The organism is Paraburkholderia sp. SIMBA_027 (genome assembly GCF_046535315.1).
GTDB lineage: Bacteria > Pseudomonadota > Gammaproteobacteria > Burkholderiales > Burkholderiaceae > Paraburkholderia > Paraburkholderia tropica.
Window position 1 is genome coordinate 169,672 of sequence record NZ_JAWRWY010000003.1, and the last position, 16,009, is coordinate 185,680.

The following is a 16,009-nucleotide window of genomic DNA, read 5'->3' on the forward strand; positions in this document are numbered from 1 at the left end:
AGGAGAAACGCCTGATGGGCTCACTTGCCACCGAGCCGCCTCGCTACGAGGCTGCGCCGTCCACGCCTGAATCCGCCTCGCATTCCACGCTGTCCGACACCCAGCCGCAACCCGCCGAGGCGCCGTTCTCGACGCTCGCCACGCGGCGGCACCAGATGTTCCCCGAGCTGACCGAAGACGAAATCGCGCGCCTCTCGCGTTTCGGCGAGCAACGGCATTGGGAAGCGGGCGAGCTGCTGTTCCACACCGGCGAGACCGGCCCCGGCATGTTCGTGCTGCTCTCGGGTTCGGTGAAGGTGTTCCAGCGCGACGGTCTGGGCCGCGAACGGCTGATCGTCGAGCACGGACGCGGCCATTTTCTCGCCGAAGTCGGCCAGCTTTCGGGCGGCCCGGCACTGGTGGACGGCATCGCGCTCGAACCCGTCGATGCGGTCCTGATTCCGCCCGAACGCCTGCGCGCGGCCATCGTCGCCGAAGCCGAACTGGGCGAGCGCATCGTACGCGCGCTGATCCTGCGCCGCGTTTCGCTGATCGAAAAGGGCGCGGGCGGCCCGATCCTCGTCGGCAAGCACGACGACCCCGCGATGCTCTCGCTGCAAGGCTTCCTCTCGCGCAACGGCCATCCGTATTCGGTCCTCGACGAGCGCGACGAAAGCAGCATGATCTGCGTGATCGAGCGTTTCGCGGCGCGCTGCGAAGACCTGCCGCTCGTGATCTGCCCCGACGGCTCGGTGCTGCGCCATCCGTCCGCGCCCGAACTCGCGACCTGCCTCGGCCTGCTGCCCGAACTGAACGGCGAACGCGTCTACGACGTGGCCGTGGTCGGCGCGGGTCCGGCGGGACTGGCGACGGCGGTGTACGCCGCGTCCGAAGGGCTTTCGGTGATCGTGCTCGATTCGCGCGCGCCGGGCGGCCAGGCGGGCGCGAGTTCGCGCATCGAAAACTATCTGGGCTTTCCGACCGGCATTTCGGGCCAGGCGCTCGCGGGCCGCGCGTTCGTGCAGGCGCAGAAGTTCGGCGCGCACGTGGCAATTCCGGTCAACGTGAAAAAACTCCATTGCGACGAGCAACCGCGCCGCCTCGAAACCTGCAGCGGCGACGTGCGCGCGCGCAGCGTGGTGATCGCGAGCGGCGCGATCTACCGCCGCCCGACCATCGCCGGGCTCGACCGCTACACGGGACGCGGCGTTTACTACTGGGCCTCGCCGGTCGAAGCGAAGCTCTGCAAGCACGAAAACGTCGTGCTGGTCGGCGGCGGCAATTCGGCGGGACAGGCGATCGTCTATCTCTCCACGCACGCGCGCCAGATCGACGTGCTGATCCGCAAGGCCGGTTTCGAATCGACGATGTCGCGCTATCTGATCGACCGCATCGCCTCGCTGCCGAACGTGAACGTGCATCCGCTCAGCGAGATCGGTGCGCTCGACGAGGACGAAGCCGGGCTCGCCGCAATCCGCCTGAAGTCGCCGTGTCCTGCGGGCGTCGACCACTTCGACGCGCGCCATCTGTTCCTCTTCACGGGCGCCGATCCGAACACGAACTGGCTGCAGGATTGCGGCGTGGCGCTCGATGCCAACGGCTTCGTGCTGACCGGCGCGGGCGACGAATCGTGCAGCCTCGCGACCTCGGTCGAAGGCGTCTACGCGATCGGCGACGCGCGCGCGGGCTCGACCAAGCGCGTCGCGGCCGCCGTGGGCGAAGGCGCGGCCGTGGTCGCGCAGATCCACCAGATGCTGGGCGCCGCGCCCGCGCCGAACGCGAGCGTCACGCCCGTGGCGGCGATAGCGGGCCTGCATGCGTGACGAAGACGGCTGCGATACTGCAAACGCGCCCGATGCGCCCGTCGCGAGCGGCGGCCTGACGCTGCCGCTCGCCGCCGTGCGCACGTTGCATCTCGCGGCGCAGGGTCTGCTCGCGCCGCCGCGCCGCAAAGCCACCAAAGACGACGTGCTCGACGCGATCCGCCGCATGGCGCAATTGCAGATCGACACGATTCACGTGGTCGCGCGCAGCCCGTATTTCGTGCTGTTCAGCCGCGTGGGCGCGTACGATCCGCGCTGGCTCGACGCGCATCTCGCCGAAGGGCGGCTGTTCGAATACTGGGCGCACGAGGCCTGTTTCGTGCCGATCGAAGACTACGGGCTGCTGCGTCATCGCATGCTCGACCCGTCGGATATGGGCTGGAAATACGCGGGCGAATGGCACGCGAAGCATCGGCGCGAGATCGACGCGCTGCTCGAACGCATTCGTGCGAGCGGCCCGGTGCGGTCCGCCGATTTCGCGCGCGCGGCGGGCGAAAAAAGCGACGGCTGGTGGGACTGGAAACCGGAGAAGCGCCACCTCGAAGTGCTGTTCGCCATCGGCGCGCTGATGGTGGCCGAGCGGCGCAATTTCCAGCGCGTCTACGACCTGACCGAGCGCGTGCTGCCGCATTGGCGCGACGCGCGCGACCTGCCCTCGCGCGCCGACGCCGAACGCGCGCTGCTGCTGCGCACCTGCAAGGCGCTGGGCGCGATCCGCGCCGACTGGGCCGCCGACTATTACCGCCTGCCACGTCGCCCGTACACCGAAGCGCTGCACGCGCTCGCCGACGCGGGCGAACTCGTGCCCGTGCGCGTGGAAGGCTGGAAGCACGACGCGTTCGTGCACCGCGATTACGCGACGTTCGCCGGCGACGCCGCAAATGGCGCGCTCGCCTCGACGGTCACCACGCTGCTCTCGCCCTTCGATCCCGTGGTGTGGGACCGCAAGCGCGCGGTAGCGCTGTTCGACTTCGATTACGCGATCGAATGCTACGTGCCCGCGCACAAGCGCAAGTACGGTTATTTCGTACTACCGATATTAAATCGCGGCAAGCTTGTCGGACGCGTCGATGCGAAGGCGCATCGCACGCAAGGCATATTCGAGGTGAAGTCGCTGCATCTGGAACCGGGCGTGCGCACGAGCGGCCGTCTCGTGACCGACTTGCGCCGTGCGCTACAGCGTTGCGCCGACTGGCACGGCACGCCGGAGTTGAAGATCGGCGACGCGCCAGGCGAACTGGCCGCGGCGCTGCTCGCCGAGTGATGCTTGACGCAAGCGACGCAAGCGCGAAATTGCGCGAATGCCGCCTGCGTCAGCGCTCGATTTTCACGCGCAGCTCGCGCGCGGCTTCGAGCAGGCCGACATAGCCCGAGCGGGCATGTTCGGGCAGATCCGGGTCGCCCACCAGCGCGCCCAGCGTTTCGATCAGGCTGTACACGAGGCCCTTGGCCGCGCCTGCCGCGATATTGCCGCTCCGCACGCCTTCGTCGACGTGCGAGAACGCCGCGTTCAGATGTTCCAGATCGGGTTGCGGCGTGGCCCCGGAGGGCGTTTGAGCGTCATGCTTTTGCGTGTCGTCGCTCGTCATGATGAACAGGTTCCTCTTGCTGAAACGAAATCGAAAGAATGGCTTAATGCAGTTATATACCCATCGCGTGCAGCCGTCCAATGGGCACCCCGTGACCGCCCGGGCGTCGCGCAGGCGGCTCCCGAATCTTCTCACCTTTGGGCGACGCACGGCGCGCAAGTCGGCAGGATGATTTGACGCCGTCGTGGCGCGTGGGCGCGAATAGCCCTTAAAAGCAGGCGTCGATAGATCGATCCGGTGTGCGCAGCCACGGTGCAGGATGCGCGTCTTGCCCGCTCGCCGCGCGGTATCGGCGTGCTCCCGCAAACGCTCACCTTAACGCCGGCGATCGCCCGGAACGCCGTGAAGTCTGTCGCACGAAACGTGCCGCGTCCGTTTTCCGTCTGGCGTTGGAAACGCGTTTTATCCCTTGTTTTAAGGCATAAAGCTTCTCCTCGACGACAACCGGCGTTGCGCGCCGCCAATCGAACGGTGCGCGTTTTCTGCGCTCCATTCTCACTCCCGGAAAGGCTCACCTTTCGCTGATTCACCTGGCTTGAACCCTGCCTGGACCCTGCTTGACGCCGCCGCCGCGCATCCGCAGACTGGGCGGACTCTTCCCACCGCCCTGCCCGTCCGCGCCATGAACCAGATCACGCCCTTCGTGCCCGACCGCTTCCGCAACGCCGCGCCGCATTATCTGATCGGCCGCCCCGCGTACTCGCCCGCGCTGATTCGCCGCGTCGCGCAACGCGCCGGCCTCGACGGCTCGCAGCGCCTGCTCGATCTCGGCTGCGGCCCCGGCCAGCTTTCGCTCGCCTTCGCAAGCTGGGTGGCGAGCGCCGTGGCCATCGATCCGGAACCGGCCATGCTCGAAGTCGCCGCGCAACTCGGCGCGGGCATCGCGCCCAATATCGACTATCGCCAGGGCAGTTCGTACGACCTCTCGCCGGACCTCGGCCGCTTTCATCTCGCGGTGATCGGCCGCGCGTTTCACTGGATGGATCGCGTCGATACGCTCGCGCGGCTCGACGCCTTGCTGGACACGCGCGGCGCGGTCGCGCTGTTCAACACCACGCATCTCGACGATCCGCAGCGCCCCTGGGCCGCGCAATACCGCGACCTGCTCGACCGCTACGCGAACACCGACGCCGCGCGCGAAATGCGCCGTTCCGCCGATTACGAAAGCCATACCGACGTGCTCGCGCGCTCGGCGTTCAACGCCATCGAGCGGATCTCGGTCATCGAATATCGGCGCGTCAGCGCGGAGCAATTGAAGGCGCGGCCCTTGTCGATGTCGAGTCTCTCGCGCGAACGGCTCGGCGACCAACTCGACGTGCTGCTCGCGGACATCGACACGCTCGTCGCCACGCAAGGCAGCGACGGCTGGCTGACCGAGCGCATCGAATCGAGCGTCACGTTCGCCACGCGCGCCGAACTGAGCTGACGCCGCGCGGCCGATGCACGCCAGCGCGCGCGGCCCGGTTGCGGTATCGTATGACGACGCACGGACACGCCCCTGGAGACGCGATGAGCTATGCCACGAAAGCCCCCGCACGCAACGAGATCGACGCGCTGAGCGGCCCCGCCGTACTCGAATTCGGCACCGACTGGTGCGGCTATTGCCAGGGAGCGCAGCCCTTGATCGGCGACGCGTTCGCGAAGCACCCCGCCGTGCAGCGCATCCAGGTCGAAGACGGCCCGGGCCGCGCGCTCGGCCGCTCGTTTCGCGTGAAGCTCTGGCCCACGCTCATCTTCCTGCGCAACGGCGCGGAAGTCGCGCGCGTCGTGCGTCCGACCGACGCCGCCGAACTCGACGACGCTTTCGAAACGCTCGTCTGAACCCCGGCCGTTCAGATCATTCCCCGCGCCGGGTTCATTCGAGCCCGGCCAGCAGATCGTCGATGGCGCGATAGACGCGCTCGACCACTTCCGGCCCCACCTCCGCTTCAAGCGCCGCGTAGCGCGCCTCCAGTTCCTTCGAAATCGCCTTCACGAGCTGATGGCTCTTTTTCGTGAGCGTAACGAGCACGCGCCGCTGATCGTCGGCGAAACGTTCCTTCGTCACGAGGCCGAGCGCCTCCATGCGCGCGAGCACGCCCGCCATGCTCGGGCTCGAAATCGTGCAGATATCGGAAATCTGCCGCGGCTCCAGCGGCCCGCTTTCGTTGAGCGCGCGAATCACGCGCCACTGCTGCTCGGTGAGTCCGTGCGCGGTGATCAGCGGACGAAAGCGCTCCATCATCTTTTCGCGCGCACGCAGCAGCAGCATGGGCAGATTGCGATGCGCGACGCGCGTGGACAGGCGTGAGGAATCGGACATGGTGGCTTCGTTGAAGGCGCGGAATCGAAAAGTCGGAAAGTCGGTTGCAGCAACCAACGAGGCCTGGGGGAAACCCGCGAAATCCTCGTCGACGGTTGACGCTCGATGCTCGCCAGCGCAAACTCACTCACATATTAGCATTTTCGGGAAAGCACGACACGCCATGTTTGCCGTTGCCGATCATCTGCTGCATCTCGAAGGCGAAGCGCTGCCGCGCGACGTGAGCGCCGAAGCCGTTCACGCGCTGCTCGCCGATGGCGTCCGTGGCGTCCGTTGTGGCGCGCCGGTCTCGGGCGCGGTCTACGGTACGCTGCTCAACGACCGTCACGCGCTGGACGCGCTCGGCGACGCCGTGCATGCGCCACCGTACAAAGCGCCGCCGCGCGCGCCCATTCTTTACCTCAAACCGCGCAACACGCTCGCGGGTCACGGCGCACGCGTGAGCGTGCCGGACGCGAACGGCGTGCAAGTGGGCGCATCGCTGGGCATCGTGATGGGCCGCACGGCCGCGCGCATTCAGGCGCGCGAAGCGTTCGATTACATCGCGGGTTATACGCTGGTCGCCGATCTGAGCGTGCCGCACGCGAGCGTCTATCGTCCTTCCGTGCGCTTTCGGGCGCGCGATCAGTTCTGCGTGATCGGCCCGGCGGTTCTCGCTCGTCGATATGTTAGCGATCCTGATGATTTGGCGATTCACGTCGAGCTTTCCGGCGAACCGCGCTTCAGCGCCTCGACTTCCACGAGCGTGCGCGGCGTCGCGCAACTGCTCGCCGACGTCACCGATTTCATGACGCTCGCGCCCGGCGACGTCATCACGCTCGGCGTGCCGCACGGTGCGCCCATCGCGCACGCGGGCCAGCGCGCCGCGCTCACCATCGGCGGCTTTCCCGCGCTGAACATCGACTTCGTCGCTGAAGGAGACGCAGCATGATGCGCGCCCGCGTCGCCTACGCAGGCGCGATTCACGAAGCCACGCCCATCGTCACCGAGCACGGCCCGCGCGTGCGTCTCGCCGACGGCCGCGTGCGCGACGAGCGCGACGTGGTCTGGCTCGCGCCGTTCGAAGCGGGCACGATCTTCGCGCTCGGCCTCAATTACGCCGAGCACGCGAAAGAACTGCAATTCACGCAGCAGGAAGAGCCGCTCGTCTTTCTCAAGGGACCGGGCAGCGTGATCGGTCATCGCGGCGTCACGCGTCGCCCCGACGACGTCACGTTCATGCACTACGAGTGCGAGCTTGCAGTCGTGATCGGTCGCACGGCGCAACACGTCAAGCGCGAAAGTGCCATGCAGTATGTCGCCGGCTACACGATCGCGAACGACTACGCGATCCGCGACTATCTGGAGAACTACTATCGCCCGAATCTGCGCGTGAAGAATCGCGACGGCGGCACCGTGCTCGGCCCGTGGTTCGTCGATGCCGCCGATATCGCCGACGTCAACGCGCTCGAATTGCGCACCTACGTGAACGGCGAACTGAAACAGCGCGGCAACACGCGCGATTTCGTCACGGGCATTGCGGAACTGATCGAATATCTGAGCAGCTTCATGACGCTCGCGCCCGGCGACGTCATTCTCACCGGCACGCCCGAAGGCGTCGTCAACGTGAATGCGGGCGATGAAGTCATCTGCGAAATCGACGGCCTTGGCCGCCTGATCAACACGATCGCGTCCGATGCCGAATTCGGCCGCGCCTCCACCACGGAATAAGCACGCCATGCGTATCGACCATCTGATCGACGGCCGCGCCCACCCGGGCCGCGACTACTTCGAGACCGTGAATCCCGCGAATCAGGACGTGCTCGCCGAAGTTGCACGCGGCGGTGCCGAGGAAGTCGATCTCGCTGTGCAGGCCGCGAAAAACGCCTTTCCCGCGTGGGCCGCGCAACCCGCGAGCGAACGCGCGAAACGCGTGCGCAAGCTCGGCGAACTGATCGCGAAGAACGTGCCGGAAATCGCGCAGACCGAAACGAAAGACACCGGCCAGACGATTTCGCAAACCGGCAAGCAACTCGTGCCGCGCGCCGCCGACAACTTCACGTATTTCGCCGAGATGTGCACGGCCGTCGATGGTCACACTTATCCGACGAGCACGCATCTGAACTACACGCTGTTTCATCCGGTCGGCGTGTGCGCGCTGATTTCGCCCTGGAACGTGCCGTTCATGACGGCCACCTGGAAAGTCGCGCCGTGCCTCGCGTTCGGCAACACGGCGGTGCTCAAGATGAGCGAACTGTCACCGCTCACGGCGTCGATGCTCGGCCAGCTTGCGCTGGAAGCCGGCATTCCCGCGGGCGTTCTGAATGTCGTGCACGGCTATGGCCAGGAAACCGGCGAGCCGCTCGTCGCGCATGCCGACGTGCGCGCCGTCTCGTTCACGGGATCGACGGCCACCGGCAACCGCATCGTGAAGAGCGCGGGCCTCAAGAAGTTCTCGATGGAACTGGGCGGCAAGTCGCCGTTCGTGATTTTCGACGACGCCGACTTCGAGCGCGCGCTCGACGCCGCCGTGTTCATGATCTTCTCGAACAACGGCGAGCGCTGCACGGCGGGCTCGCGCATTCTGGTGCAGCGCTCGATTTACGCTCAATTTGCCGAGCGCTTTATCGAGCGCGCGCAACGCATCACGGTCGGCGATCCGCTCGACGAAAAGACGCTGGTCGGCCCGATGATCAGCCCCGGACACCTCGCGAAAGTGCTCAGCTATATCGAACTCGGCCCGAAGGAAGGCGCGACGCTCGCCTGCGGCGGCCTCGACGCGCCCGATCTGCCGGAGGCCCTGAAACAAGGCAATTTCGTGCGCCCGACCGTGTTCGTCGATGTCGATAACCGCATGCGAATCGCGCAGGAAGAAATCTTCGGGCCGGTCGCGTGCCTGATTCCCTTCGACGACGAAGCCGACGCCATCCGTCTTTCCAACGACATCGCCTATGGTCTGTCGAGCTACGTGTGGACGGAGAACACGGGCCGCGCCTTGCGCGTGGCCGCCGCGATCGAAGCCGGCATGTGCTTCGTGAACAGCCAGAACGTGCGCGATCTGCGCCAGCCGTTCGGCGGCACGAAGGCCTCGGGCGTGGGCCGCGAAGGCGGCACATGGAGCTACGACGTGTTCCTCGAACCGAAGAACGTATGCGTGTCGATGGGCGCGCATCACATTCCGCATTGGGGCGTTTGAATCGGGGCGTTTGAGCGAGTCACAACAAGGAGACCGCGATGGGCAAACTCGCGTTGGCCGCAAAGATTACCCACGTGCCGTCGATGTATCTTTCCGAACTCGATGGCCCACACAAGGGCTGCCGCCAGGCCGCCATCGACGGACATAAGGAAATTGGCCGCCGTTGCCGCGAACTCGGTGTCGATACGATTGTGGTGTTCGACGTGCACTGGCTGGTGAACAGTGAATATCACATCAATTGCGCGCCGCATTTCGAGGGCAATTACACCAGCAACGAGTTGCCTCACTTCATCAAGAATCTGCAGTACGCGTATGCGGGCAATGCCGCGCTCGGCCATCTGATCGCCGACGTGGCCAACGAAATGGGCGTGAAAACGCGCGCGCATAGCGACACCACGCTCGGACTCGAATACGGCACGCTCGTGCCGATGCGCTATATGAACGCCGATCAGCACTTTAAAACGGTGTCGATCGCGGGCTGGTGCAACTGGCATGATCTCGCCAGCAGCGCGCGTTTCGGCCTCGCGGTGCGCAAAGCGATCGAGGAGCGCTACGACGGCTCGGTCGCGATACTCGCGAGCGGTTCGCTGAGCCATCACTTCGCGAACAACGGCAGCGCCGAGCCATTCATGCACAAGGTCTGGGACCCGTTTCTCGAACAGACCGACCGTCATGTGGTGTCGCTCTGGGAACGCGGCGACTGGAAAGCGTTCTGCGGCATGCTGCCGATGTACAACGAAACATGCTGGGGCGAAGGCGGCATGCACGACACGGCCATGCTGCTCGGCGCGCTCGGCTGGGACCGCTACGAAGGCCACGCGGAAATCGTCACGCCGTATTTCGGCAGCTCGGGCACCGGCCAGATTAACGCCGTGTTGCCAGTCACGCCGTTGCCCGCCTGATGCTGCGTTCGATCTCCGGAGACACGCACCGTGCCCCATCTCACGCTTGAATACAGCGCCAATCTCGCTGATGGCGCGAGCATCGGCACCCTCTGCGCCACGCTCGCGCAGGTGCTCGACGCGCAGCGCGACGCCCACGGCGCGCGCGTTTATCCGCGCGGCGGCATTCGCACGCGCGCACTGCGTTGCGAACAGTATTTCATCGCCGATGGCGATCCGCATCACGCCTTTCTGCACGGCTGCCTGAAGATCGCCGCCGGGCGCAGCGCCGACGTGCGCCGCGCAACCGGCGACGCGCTGTTCGCCGCGATCAAGCAGCATTTCGCCGAGGCCTTCGAGGCGCACGGGCTCGCGCTTTCGCTGGAGATCGTCGAGTTCAGCGAGGAAGGCGCGTGGAAGCACAACAATCTGCACGCGCGGCTCAAGACGTGAGCGCGCTCGCACAGGACATCATCATGCTCGATCCGCAACGCATTCGCGAACTGGCCACGCAACTCGACGAAGCCGAACGCACGCGCACGCCGCTACGCCACTTTTCGCGCGCGCATCCCGAGATGACGATCGACGACGGTTATGCGATCCAGCGCGAGTGGGTCAAGCTCAAACTCGCGGCGGGCCACGTCATCAAAGGTCGCAAGATCGGCCTGACGTCGCGCGCGATGCAGCGTGCCTCGCAGATCGACGAACCCGATTACGCGCCGCTGCTCGACAGCATGTTCATCGCGCAAGGCGCCGACATTCGCGCGGATCGATTTATCGCGCCACGCGTGGAAGTGGAACTCGCGTTCGTGCTGAGCCGTCCGCTGCAAGGCCCGGACGTCACGCTGTTCGACGTGCTCGACGCCACGTCTTACGTCACGCCCGCCATCGAAATCATCGACGCGCGCATCGAGCAGTTCGACCGCGAAACCAAGGCGCCGCGCAAGGTCTTCGACACCATTTCCGACTTCGCCGCGAATGCGGGCGTGGTGCTCGGCGGGCGTCCGGTGAAGCCGCTCGACGTGGATCTGCGCTGGGTCGGCGCGCTGCTCTACAAGAACGGCGCGGTCGAGGAAAGCGGACTTGCCGCCGCCGTGCTCAATCATCCGGCAACGGGTGTGGCGTGGCTCGCGAACCGGATTGCGCGCCACGACGAGCGGCTCGAAGCGGGCGATGTGATTCTCAGCGGCTCGTTTACCGCGCCGATTGCGGCACGCGCAGGCGATACGTTTCATGCCGATTATGGTCCGCTGGGCGGCATCGGCTTTCATTTCGTCTGAATGCAGCGCTCACTAATCATCAGGATATCGAACTGATTTATGCCCGTTATCGTCAATCCGTTCAAACAGGCGCTGACTGAGAACCGCCCGCAAATCGGCCTGTGGGCCGCGCTCGCCGATGCCTACGTGACCGAACTGCTCGCGACCACCGGCTTCGACTGGCTGTTGATCGACGGCGAGCACGCGCCCAACGATCTGCGCAGCACGCTTGCGCAATTGCAGGCCGTCGCGCCTTACGCCACGCATCCGATCGTGCGTCCGGTTCGCAACGACAACGCGCTCATCAAGCAGTTACTCGATATCGGCGCGCAAACGCTGCTCGTACCGATGATCGAGAACGCCGACGAAGCACGCGCCGCCGTCGCCGCCACGCGCTATCCGCCGCATGGTGTGCGCGGCGTCGGCAGCGCGCTCGCGCGCGCCTCGCGCTGGAACGGCGCGGCCGATTATCTGCGTGGCGCGGCCGAGCAATTGTGCGTGCTCGTGCAGGCGGAAACGGCCCACGCGCTTGCGCAACTCGACGACATCGCCGCCGTCGAAGGCGTGGACGGCGTGTTCTTCGGTCCGGCGGATTTGAGCGCGTCGATGGGCTTGCTCGGCCAACCGGGCGCGCCGGCGGTGCGCGCGGCGATCGTGGAAGGCCTGCGCGCCGTGCGGGCGCGTGGCAAGGCGGCGGGCGTGCTGGCCGCCGATCACGCCGTCGCGCGCGAGTATCTGGAAGCGGGCGCGACCTTCGTGGCGGTCGGCAGCGACGTGAGCCTGCTCGCCCGCAGCGCAAGCGAACTGGCTAGCCGGTTCCGCCAGCCGCAAAGCTGAACGTTAGCAAATCAGGCCTGAATTCAGGCTCAATCTTGCGCGCCGCCCTGTTCGACCAGCTTCGCCAGCGCCGCGTGCAGCACTTCGCGCTCATGCGCGCTGAGCACGCCGAGAATCGCTTCGTTGCCCGACTTCGAGATGGCCGACGCGCGCCGATACGTATTGCGCCCCTGCGCCGTGAGTTTGATGAGCACGCCGCGCGCATCGGCGGCATTGGTGGTTTTTTCGAGCAGGCCGCGACGCTCCAGCACGTCGGTGGCGCGGCTCGCCTGGCTGCGGTCGAGATTCGACGCGCGCCCGAGATCCGACACCGAAATCGGCCCGAACGCGCCGACGCTGATCAGCAGCCGCGCCTCCGTGAGCGACAGCGCGAGCGCCGACGCAAACGCCTCGTTCATCGTGCGGTCGGTTTGCTTCTTCAACACGTGCAGCCGGTAAGTGAACAACTCTTCGATTGGGTGTTTGCCCGTCATGTCCGTCTCGCACAAAGGTTCTCGACACCTCATCAACGCAACCTGAAGGCGTCTTCGTCGCTAGCATACCATTTCATAAAGCCTTTAAAACACGGTCGTTCTCGCAGTATTTGATGCTTGCACACGCATTTATTTGCGCGTAGCATCAGCCTATCGATGAGGAGACGGAGACACCATGAGCGCAGTCCCCGAAGCATCCGCGCGTCCCGCCTGGTGCGAGCCGCAGGAGTGGGCCGCCCGCGTGAAGCTCGCGGCCACGTATCGCGTGTTTCATCAACTCGGCTGGACCGAGTTGATCTTCAATCACATCACGCTGCGCGTGCCCGGCTCGCAGCCGCATTTCCTCATCAATCCGTTCGGGCTCACGTATGACGAAATCAAGGCGTCGAATCTCGTCAAGATCGATCTCGGCGGCCGGATCCTGAGCCCGAGCGACTATCCGATCAATCCCGCCGGCTTCGTCATTCATAGCGCGATCCACGCGAACGTGGCCGACGCGCATTGCGTCATGCACACGCACACCACGGCGGGGCTCGCCGTCGCGTGCATGGAAGGCGGGCTCGCGCCCACGAACTTCTATTCGGCGCAGTTGCACGACATGGTCGCGTATCACAACTTCGAAGGCATCACCGTGCACGACGACGAAAAACCGCGTCTGCTGAAGTCGATGGGCGATCGCCGTCTGCTCATCCTGCGCAATCACGGGCTGCTTGCGCACGGCGTGAATCTCGCGCACGCTTTCGCGCTACTCTGGACGCTCAATCGCGCCTGCGAAATTCAGCTCGCCACCGATTCGATGCGCGGCCAGGCCATTCAGATCGATCCCGCCATCACCGCGCGCGCCACGCGCGACGCGTTGCAGTTCTCGCCCGAGCATGGCGCGGGCGAGAACGTGCTCGCGGCACTGATCCGCCGCGTGGAGCGCATCGATCCCTCGTACAAGGAGTAAGCCGTGAGTCTTTTGCAGTCCAGTCCGCGCTCGATCGCCGTGGTCGGCGCAGGCGCGATCGGCGGCCTGATCGCCGCCCGTCTGTGGCGCGCGCATCGCGACGCGCAGATCAACGTACTCGCGCGCGGCGCGCATCTGCAGGCCATGCGCCGCGACGGTCTCACCATCGTCGAAGGCCCGGACGACGCCACGCGCTACACGGCCCACGTGAATACCGCTGACAACGCCGCCGATCTCGGCGTGCAGGACATCGTGTTCGTCTGCCTCAAGGGTCAGGCGCTGGTGCAGGCGGCCGCCACGCTCGCGCCGCTCGTGGGGCCGCGCACGCATATCGTCTCGGCGATGAACGGCGTGCCGTGGTGGTTTCTGCACGCGTTCGGCGGCGAGTACGCGAACGGGCGGCTCGAGTCGGTCGATCCGGACGGCGTGGTGTCGGCGGCGCTGCCGCCCGCGCAAACGTCGGGCTGCGTCGTGCATCTGTCGTCGGCGATTGCGGGACCGGGCGTGATCCGCAAGGGCAACGGCAACGGGCTGATCCTCGGCGCGGCGTCGCCGCAGATGGCGGCGCGCGCGGACGAAGCGCGCGCGCTGCTCGCGCAGGCGGGCTTCGACGTGCAGGCCAGCGAGCACATCCAGCACGATATCTGGGCCAAGCTCTGGGGCAACATGACGATGAACCCCATCAGCGCGCTCACGCGTTCGACCGCCGACGTGATCCTCGACGATCCGCGCACGCTGGCGCTCGTCGCCGCCGTGATGGCCGAAGCGCGCGGCATCGGCGAGGTGCTCGGCATTCATCTGGCGATGACGATCGAGGAGCGCAACGCGATCACGCGCAAGCTCGGCGCGTTCAAGACGTCGATGCTGCAAGACGTCGAAGCGGGCCGCTCGCTCGAAGTGGAAGCGCTGCTCGGCGCGCCCGACGAACTCGCGCGGCGCACGGGGATCGCCGCGCCGTCGCTCGGCATGCTCTACGGGCTCGCGCGGCAGCTCGACGCGAATCTCGAAGCGGCGCGCCAGGCCAACGCGTCGCGCTGATTGGCGCTGATCCGCGCGAGGTCCGCGATGCGTTCGTTCAATCTTCCAGCGGCTTGCCCGTGAGGTCGCGAATGAACGGCAACGCGAGGCACGAAATCGCCACGCACGCCATCACGTACCACGCGGGCGCGAGCAGATTGCCCGTCGCCTTGATGAGCCACGTGGCGATCGCCTGCGCGAAGCCGCCGAAGATCGCCACGCCGATGCTGTAGACGATCGCCATGCCCGTCGCCCGCACGGCGCGCGGGAACATCTCGGGCAGCATGGTGATCGACGGCGCGGCCTGCAACGCGAGCAGCACGCTCAATCCGCCCACCGTGATCAGCAGACGCGCGGCATCGGGCGCGCTCGACAGCCACAGAAACGCGGGATAGATCAGCACGACCACGGCCACGCGCGGCCAGAAGATCAGCGCGCGGCGGCTCAATCGGTCGGACAGCCAGCCCGCCAGCGGCCCGACCAGAAACGTCACCACGCCCGACACGAGGCCCGCCAGCAGCGCCGTCGGCGCGGGCACCTTCAGTTCGTGAATCGCGTAGGTCGGCATGTAGAACGTAACGACGTAGGCCGTCACCGTCGAGCCGATCGTCAGCAGCGTGCCGAGCGCCGCACGCGCACCGTGATCGCGCAGCACGGTGCGAACGGGCGCACGCGCGGCGTTTTTCGTCTGCGCGCTTTTCATCTGCGCGTTGGCATCGTGATGCGCACGCGGTGCCGCCTGTTCATCGATGCGGCGGCGTATCCACATGCCGATCGGCGCGATCGCGATGCCGAGCAGAAACGGCACGCGCCATCCCCATGACATCAGCGCGGCGGGTGTGAGACACGTCGTCAGCACGGCGGCGGTGAGCGCGCCGAGCGACACGCCCACGCCCTGGCTCGCGAACTGCATACTGCCGAGCAGGCCGCGATTCGCGGGCGTGCCCGCTTCGATCAGCAAGGTGGTGGACGCGCCGACTTCGCCGCCCGCCGAAAAGCCCTGCAACAGCCGCGCGAACACGATGATGACGGGCGCAGCGATGCCGATCTGCGCGTAAGTGGGCGCGAGGCCGATCAGCGTGCAGCCGAGCGCCATCAGGAAGATCGTGAGCGTCATCGCCGGTTTGCGGCCCGCGCGGTCGGCATACGCGCCGATCACGACGCCGCCGAGCGGCCGCATCACGAAGCCCACGCCGAAGGTCGCCACCGACGCCAGCAACTGGCCGTAGCTCGACATCGTCGGGAAGAACAGCTTGCCGATGGTCAGCGCGAAGAAACTGTAGACGGTGAAGTCGAAGAATTCGAGCGCATTGCCGAGCGTGGCTGCGACGATCAACTGCGCGCGGCTCAATTGGCCCTTCCGCACTCCGGCGACGCTGACGCTGTTCATAGGCACGCGCTCCGTGGCCGCCGCGCGGCTCGTGGTGTTGGCTGCCGAGCGAATCGACTGGCGCATCCGCTGGGGGATAGTTTGAGGACAGCTTGGGGACAGACGGGCTAACGGTAGCATCGGCGCCGTCGCGTGCGCCACTGATCAAAACCCGCGCACCAGGGACAGTCCTGGGCTCACCGCGGGCGTCTTGCCTTGACCTGAAAATTCACTTGTGTGAATATTAATTCATGCACATGAATTAATGATCTGCGATTCGTGGCCACAAGCTGGGGACTTATCGGTCTTTATGAGTTCCGCGAGATATCCACTTCGTGGATGCGTCTTTCGATTGG

17 protein-coding genes are annotated in these 16,009 nt (G+C 66.0%); 13 read left to right on the forward strand and 4 right to left on the reverse strand.

Translation table 11 applies throughout. The annotated features are described in order from the left end of the window. Positions 1-14: 14 nt before the first annotated feature. A complete protein-coding gene (locus SB764_RS06385) occupies positions 15-1,802 on the forward strand; it encodes an FAD-dependent oxidoreductase (RefSeq protein WP_410862989.1) in 1,788 nt (595 codons plus the stop codon). After that, on the forward strand, positions 1,795-3,066 hold the full coding sequence (locus SB764_RS06390) for a winged helix-turn-helix domain-containing protein (protein ID WP_183038964.1): 1,272 nt from the start codon (positions 1,795-1,797) through the stop codon (positions 3,064-3,066). Before SB764_RS06385 ends, SB764_RS06390 begins: the two co-directional genes overlap by 8 nt. Positions 3,067-3,115: 49 nt before the next feature. Here the strand turns inward: SB764_RS06390 and SB764_RS06395 are convergent, their stop codons facing one another. After that, positions 3,116-3,391: a hypothetical protein gene (locus SB764_RS06395; protein ID WP_065064380.1), complete on the reverse strand. Its 276-nt coding sequence runs from the start codon at positions 3,389-3,391 to the stop codon at positions 3,116-3,118. 622 nt (positions 3,392-4,013) lie between these two features. On the opposite strand from SB764_RS06395, the gene SB764_RS06400 reads away from it, so the two are divergent. Both SB764_RS06400 and SB764_RS06405 read left to right on the forward strand, forming a co-directional pair. Continuing rightward, positions 4,014-4,817, forward strand: a complete 804-nt coding sequence (locus tag SB764_RS06400) for a class I SAM-dependent methyltransferase (protein ID WP_183713357.1) — start codon at positions 4,014-4,016, stop codon at positions 4,815-4,817. 83 nt (positions 4,818-4,900) lie between these two features. Next, the gene (locus tag SB764_RS06405; RefSeq protein ID WP_221415612.1) at positions 4,901-5,212 is read left to right on the forward strand and encodes a thioredoxin family protein; all 312 of its coding nucleotides are present in this window, start codon (positions 4,901-4,903) and stop codon (positions 5,210-5,212) included. A 34-nt stretch (positions 5,213-5,246) separates the two neighbouring features. On the opposite strand, the gene hpaR is transcribed toward SB764_RS06405, so the two are convergent. Next, positions 5,247-5,642, reverse strand: coding sequence for a homoprotocatechuate degradation operon regulator HpaR (gene hpaR, locus SB764_RS06410; RefSeq protein ID WP_065064453.1), 396 nt, complete (start codon positions 5,640-5,642; stop codon positions 5,247-5,249). Positions 5,643-5,856: 214 nt separating this feature from the next. On the opposite strand from hpaR, the gene SB764_RS06415 reads away from it, so the two are divergent. The 7 genes from SB764_RS06415 to hpaI are packed head-to-tail and all read left to right on the forward strand — an operon-like array spanning position 5,857 to position 11,845. Further along, the gene (locus SB764_RS06415) at positions 5,857-6,624 is read left to right on the forward strand and encodes a fumarylacetoacetate hydrolase family protein (protein WP_410862992.1); all 768 of its coding nucleotides are present in this window, start codon (positions 5,857-5,859) and stop codon (positions 6,622-6,624) included. Further along, positions 6,621-7,403, forward strand: coding sequence for a fumarylacetoacetate hydrolase family protein (locus tag SB764_RS06420; RefSeq protein WP_065064386.1), 783 nt, complete (start codon positions 6,621-6,623; stop codon positions 7,401-7,403). The genes SB764_RS06415 and SB764_RS06420 overlap by 4 nt, the downstream gene beginning before the upstream one ends. A gap of 7 nt (positions 7,404-7,410) precedes the next feature. After that, complete coding sequence (gene hpaE / locus SB764_RS06425) at positions 7,411-8,868, forward strand: 5-carboxymethyl-2-hydroxymuconate semialdehyde dehydrogenase (RefSeq protein ID WP_410862993.1); 1,458 nt, start codon at positions 7,411-7,413, stop codon at positions 8,866-8,868. Positions 8,869-8,906: 38 nt separating this feature from the next. Further along, positions 8,907-9,770 carry a 3,4-dihydroxyphenylacetate 2,3-dioxygenase gene (gene hpaD, locus SB764_RS06430; RefSeq protein WP_410862995.1) on the forward strand — a complete coding sequence of 288 codons (864 nt, stop codon included), beginning with the start codon at positions 8,907-8,909 and terminating at the stop codon, positions 9,768-9,770. Positions 9,771-9,800: 30 nt separating this feature from the next. Continuing rightward, a complete protein-coding gene (locus SB764_RS06435; protein ID WP_065064391.1) occupies positions 9,801-10,202 on the forward strand; it encodes a 5-carboxymethyl-2-hydroxymuconate Delta-isomerase in 402 nt (133 codons plus the stop codon). Positions 10,203-10,225: 23 nt separating this feature from the next. After that, positions 10,226-11,029 (forward strand): 2-oxo-hept-4-ene-1,7-dioate hydratase, encoded by an 804-nt coding sequence (gene hpaH / locus SB764_RS06440; RefSeq protein ID WP_410863149.1) that lies wholly within the window; start codon positions 10,226-10,228, stop codon positions 11,027-11,029. A 39-nt stretch (positions 11,030-11,068) separates the two neighbouring features. Then, positions 11,069-11,845, forward strand: coding sequence for a 4-hydroxy-2-oxoheptanedioate aldolase (gene hpaI / locus SB764_RS06445; protein WP_410862997.1), 777 nt, complete (start codon positions 11,069-11,071; stop codon positions 11,843-11,845). Positions 11,846-11,874: 29 nt separating this feature from the next. Here hpaI and SB764_RS06450 read toward each other — a convergent pair whose 3' ends face one another. Beyond that, positions 11,875-12,318 (reverse strand): MarR family winged helix-turn-helix transcriptional regulator, encoded by a 444-nt coding sequence (locus tag SB764_RS06450; protein ID WP_065064395.1) that lies wholly within the window; start codon positions 12,316-12,318, stop codon positions 11,875-11,877. A 175-nt stretch (positions 12,319-12,493) separates the two neighbouring features. Between SB764_RS06450 and SB764_RS06455 the strand changes: the two genes are divergently transcribed. Beyond that, positions 12,494-13,267, forward strand: a complete 774-nt coding sequence (locus tag SB764_RS06455) for a class II aldolase/adducin family protein (RefSeq protein WP_410862999.1) — start codon at positions 12,494-12,496, stop codon at positions 13,265-13,267. Between the two features lie 12 nt (positions 13,268-13,279). Next, positions 13,280-14,305, forward strand: a complete 1,026-nt coding sequence (locus SB764_RS06460) for a 2-dehydropantoate 2-reductase (RefSeq protein WP_410863150.1) — start codon at positions 13,280-13,282, stop codon at positions 14,303-14,305. Positions 14,306-14,342: 37 nt separating this feature from the next. Here the strand turns inward: SB764_RS06460 and SB764_RS06465 are convergent, their stop codons facing one another. Continuing rightward, positions 14,343-15,674, reverse strand: coding sequence for an MFS transporter (locus SB764_RS06465; RefSeq protein WP_183713339.1), 1,332 nt, complete (start codon positions 15,672-15,674; stop codon positions 14,343-14,345). Positions 15,675-16,009 lie beyond the last annotated feature (335 nt).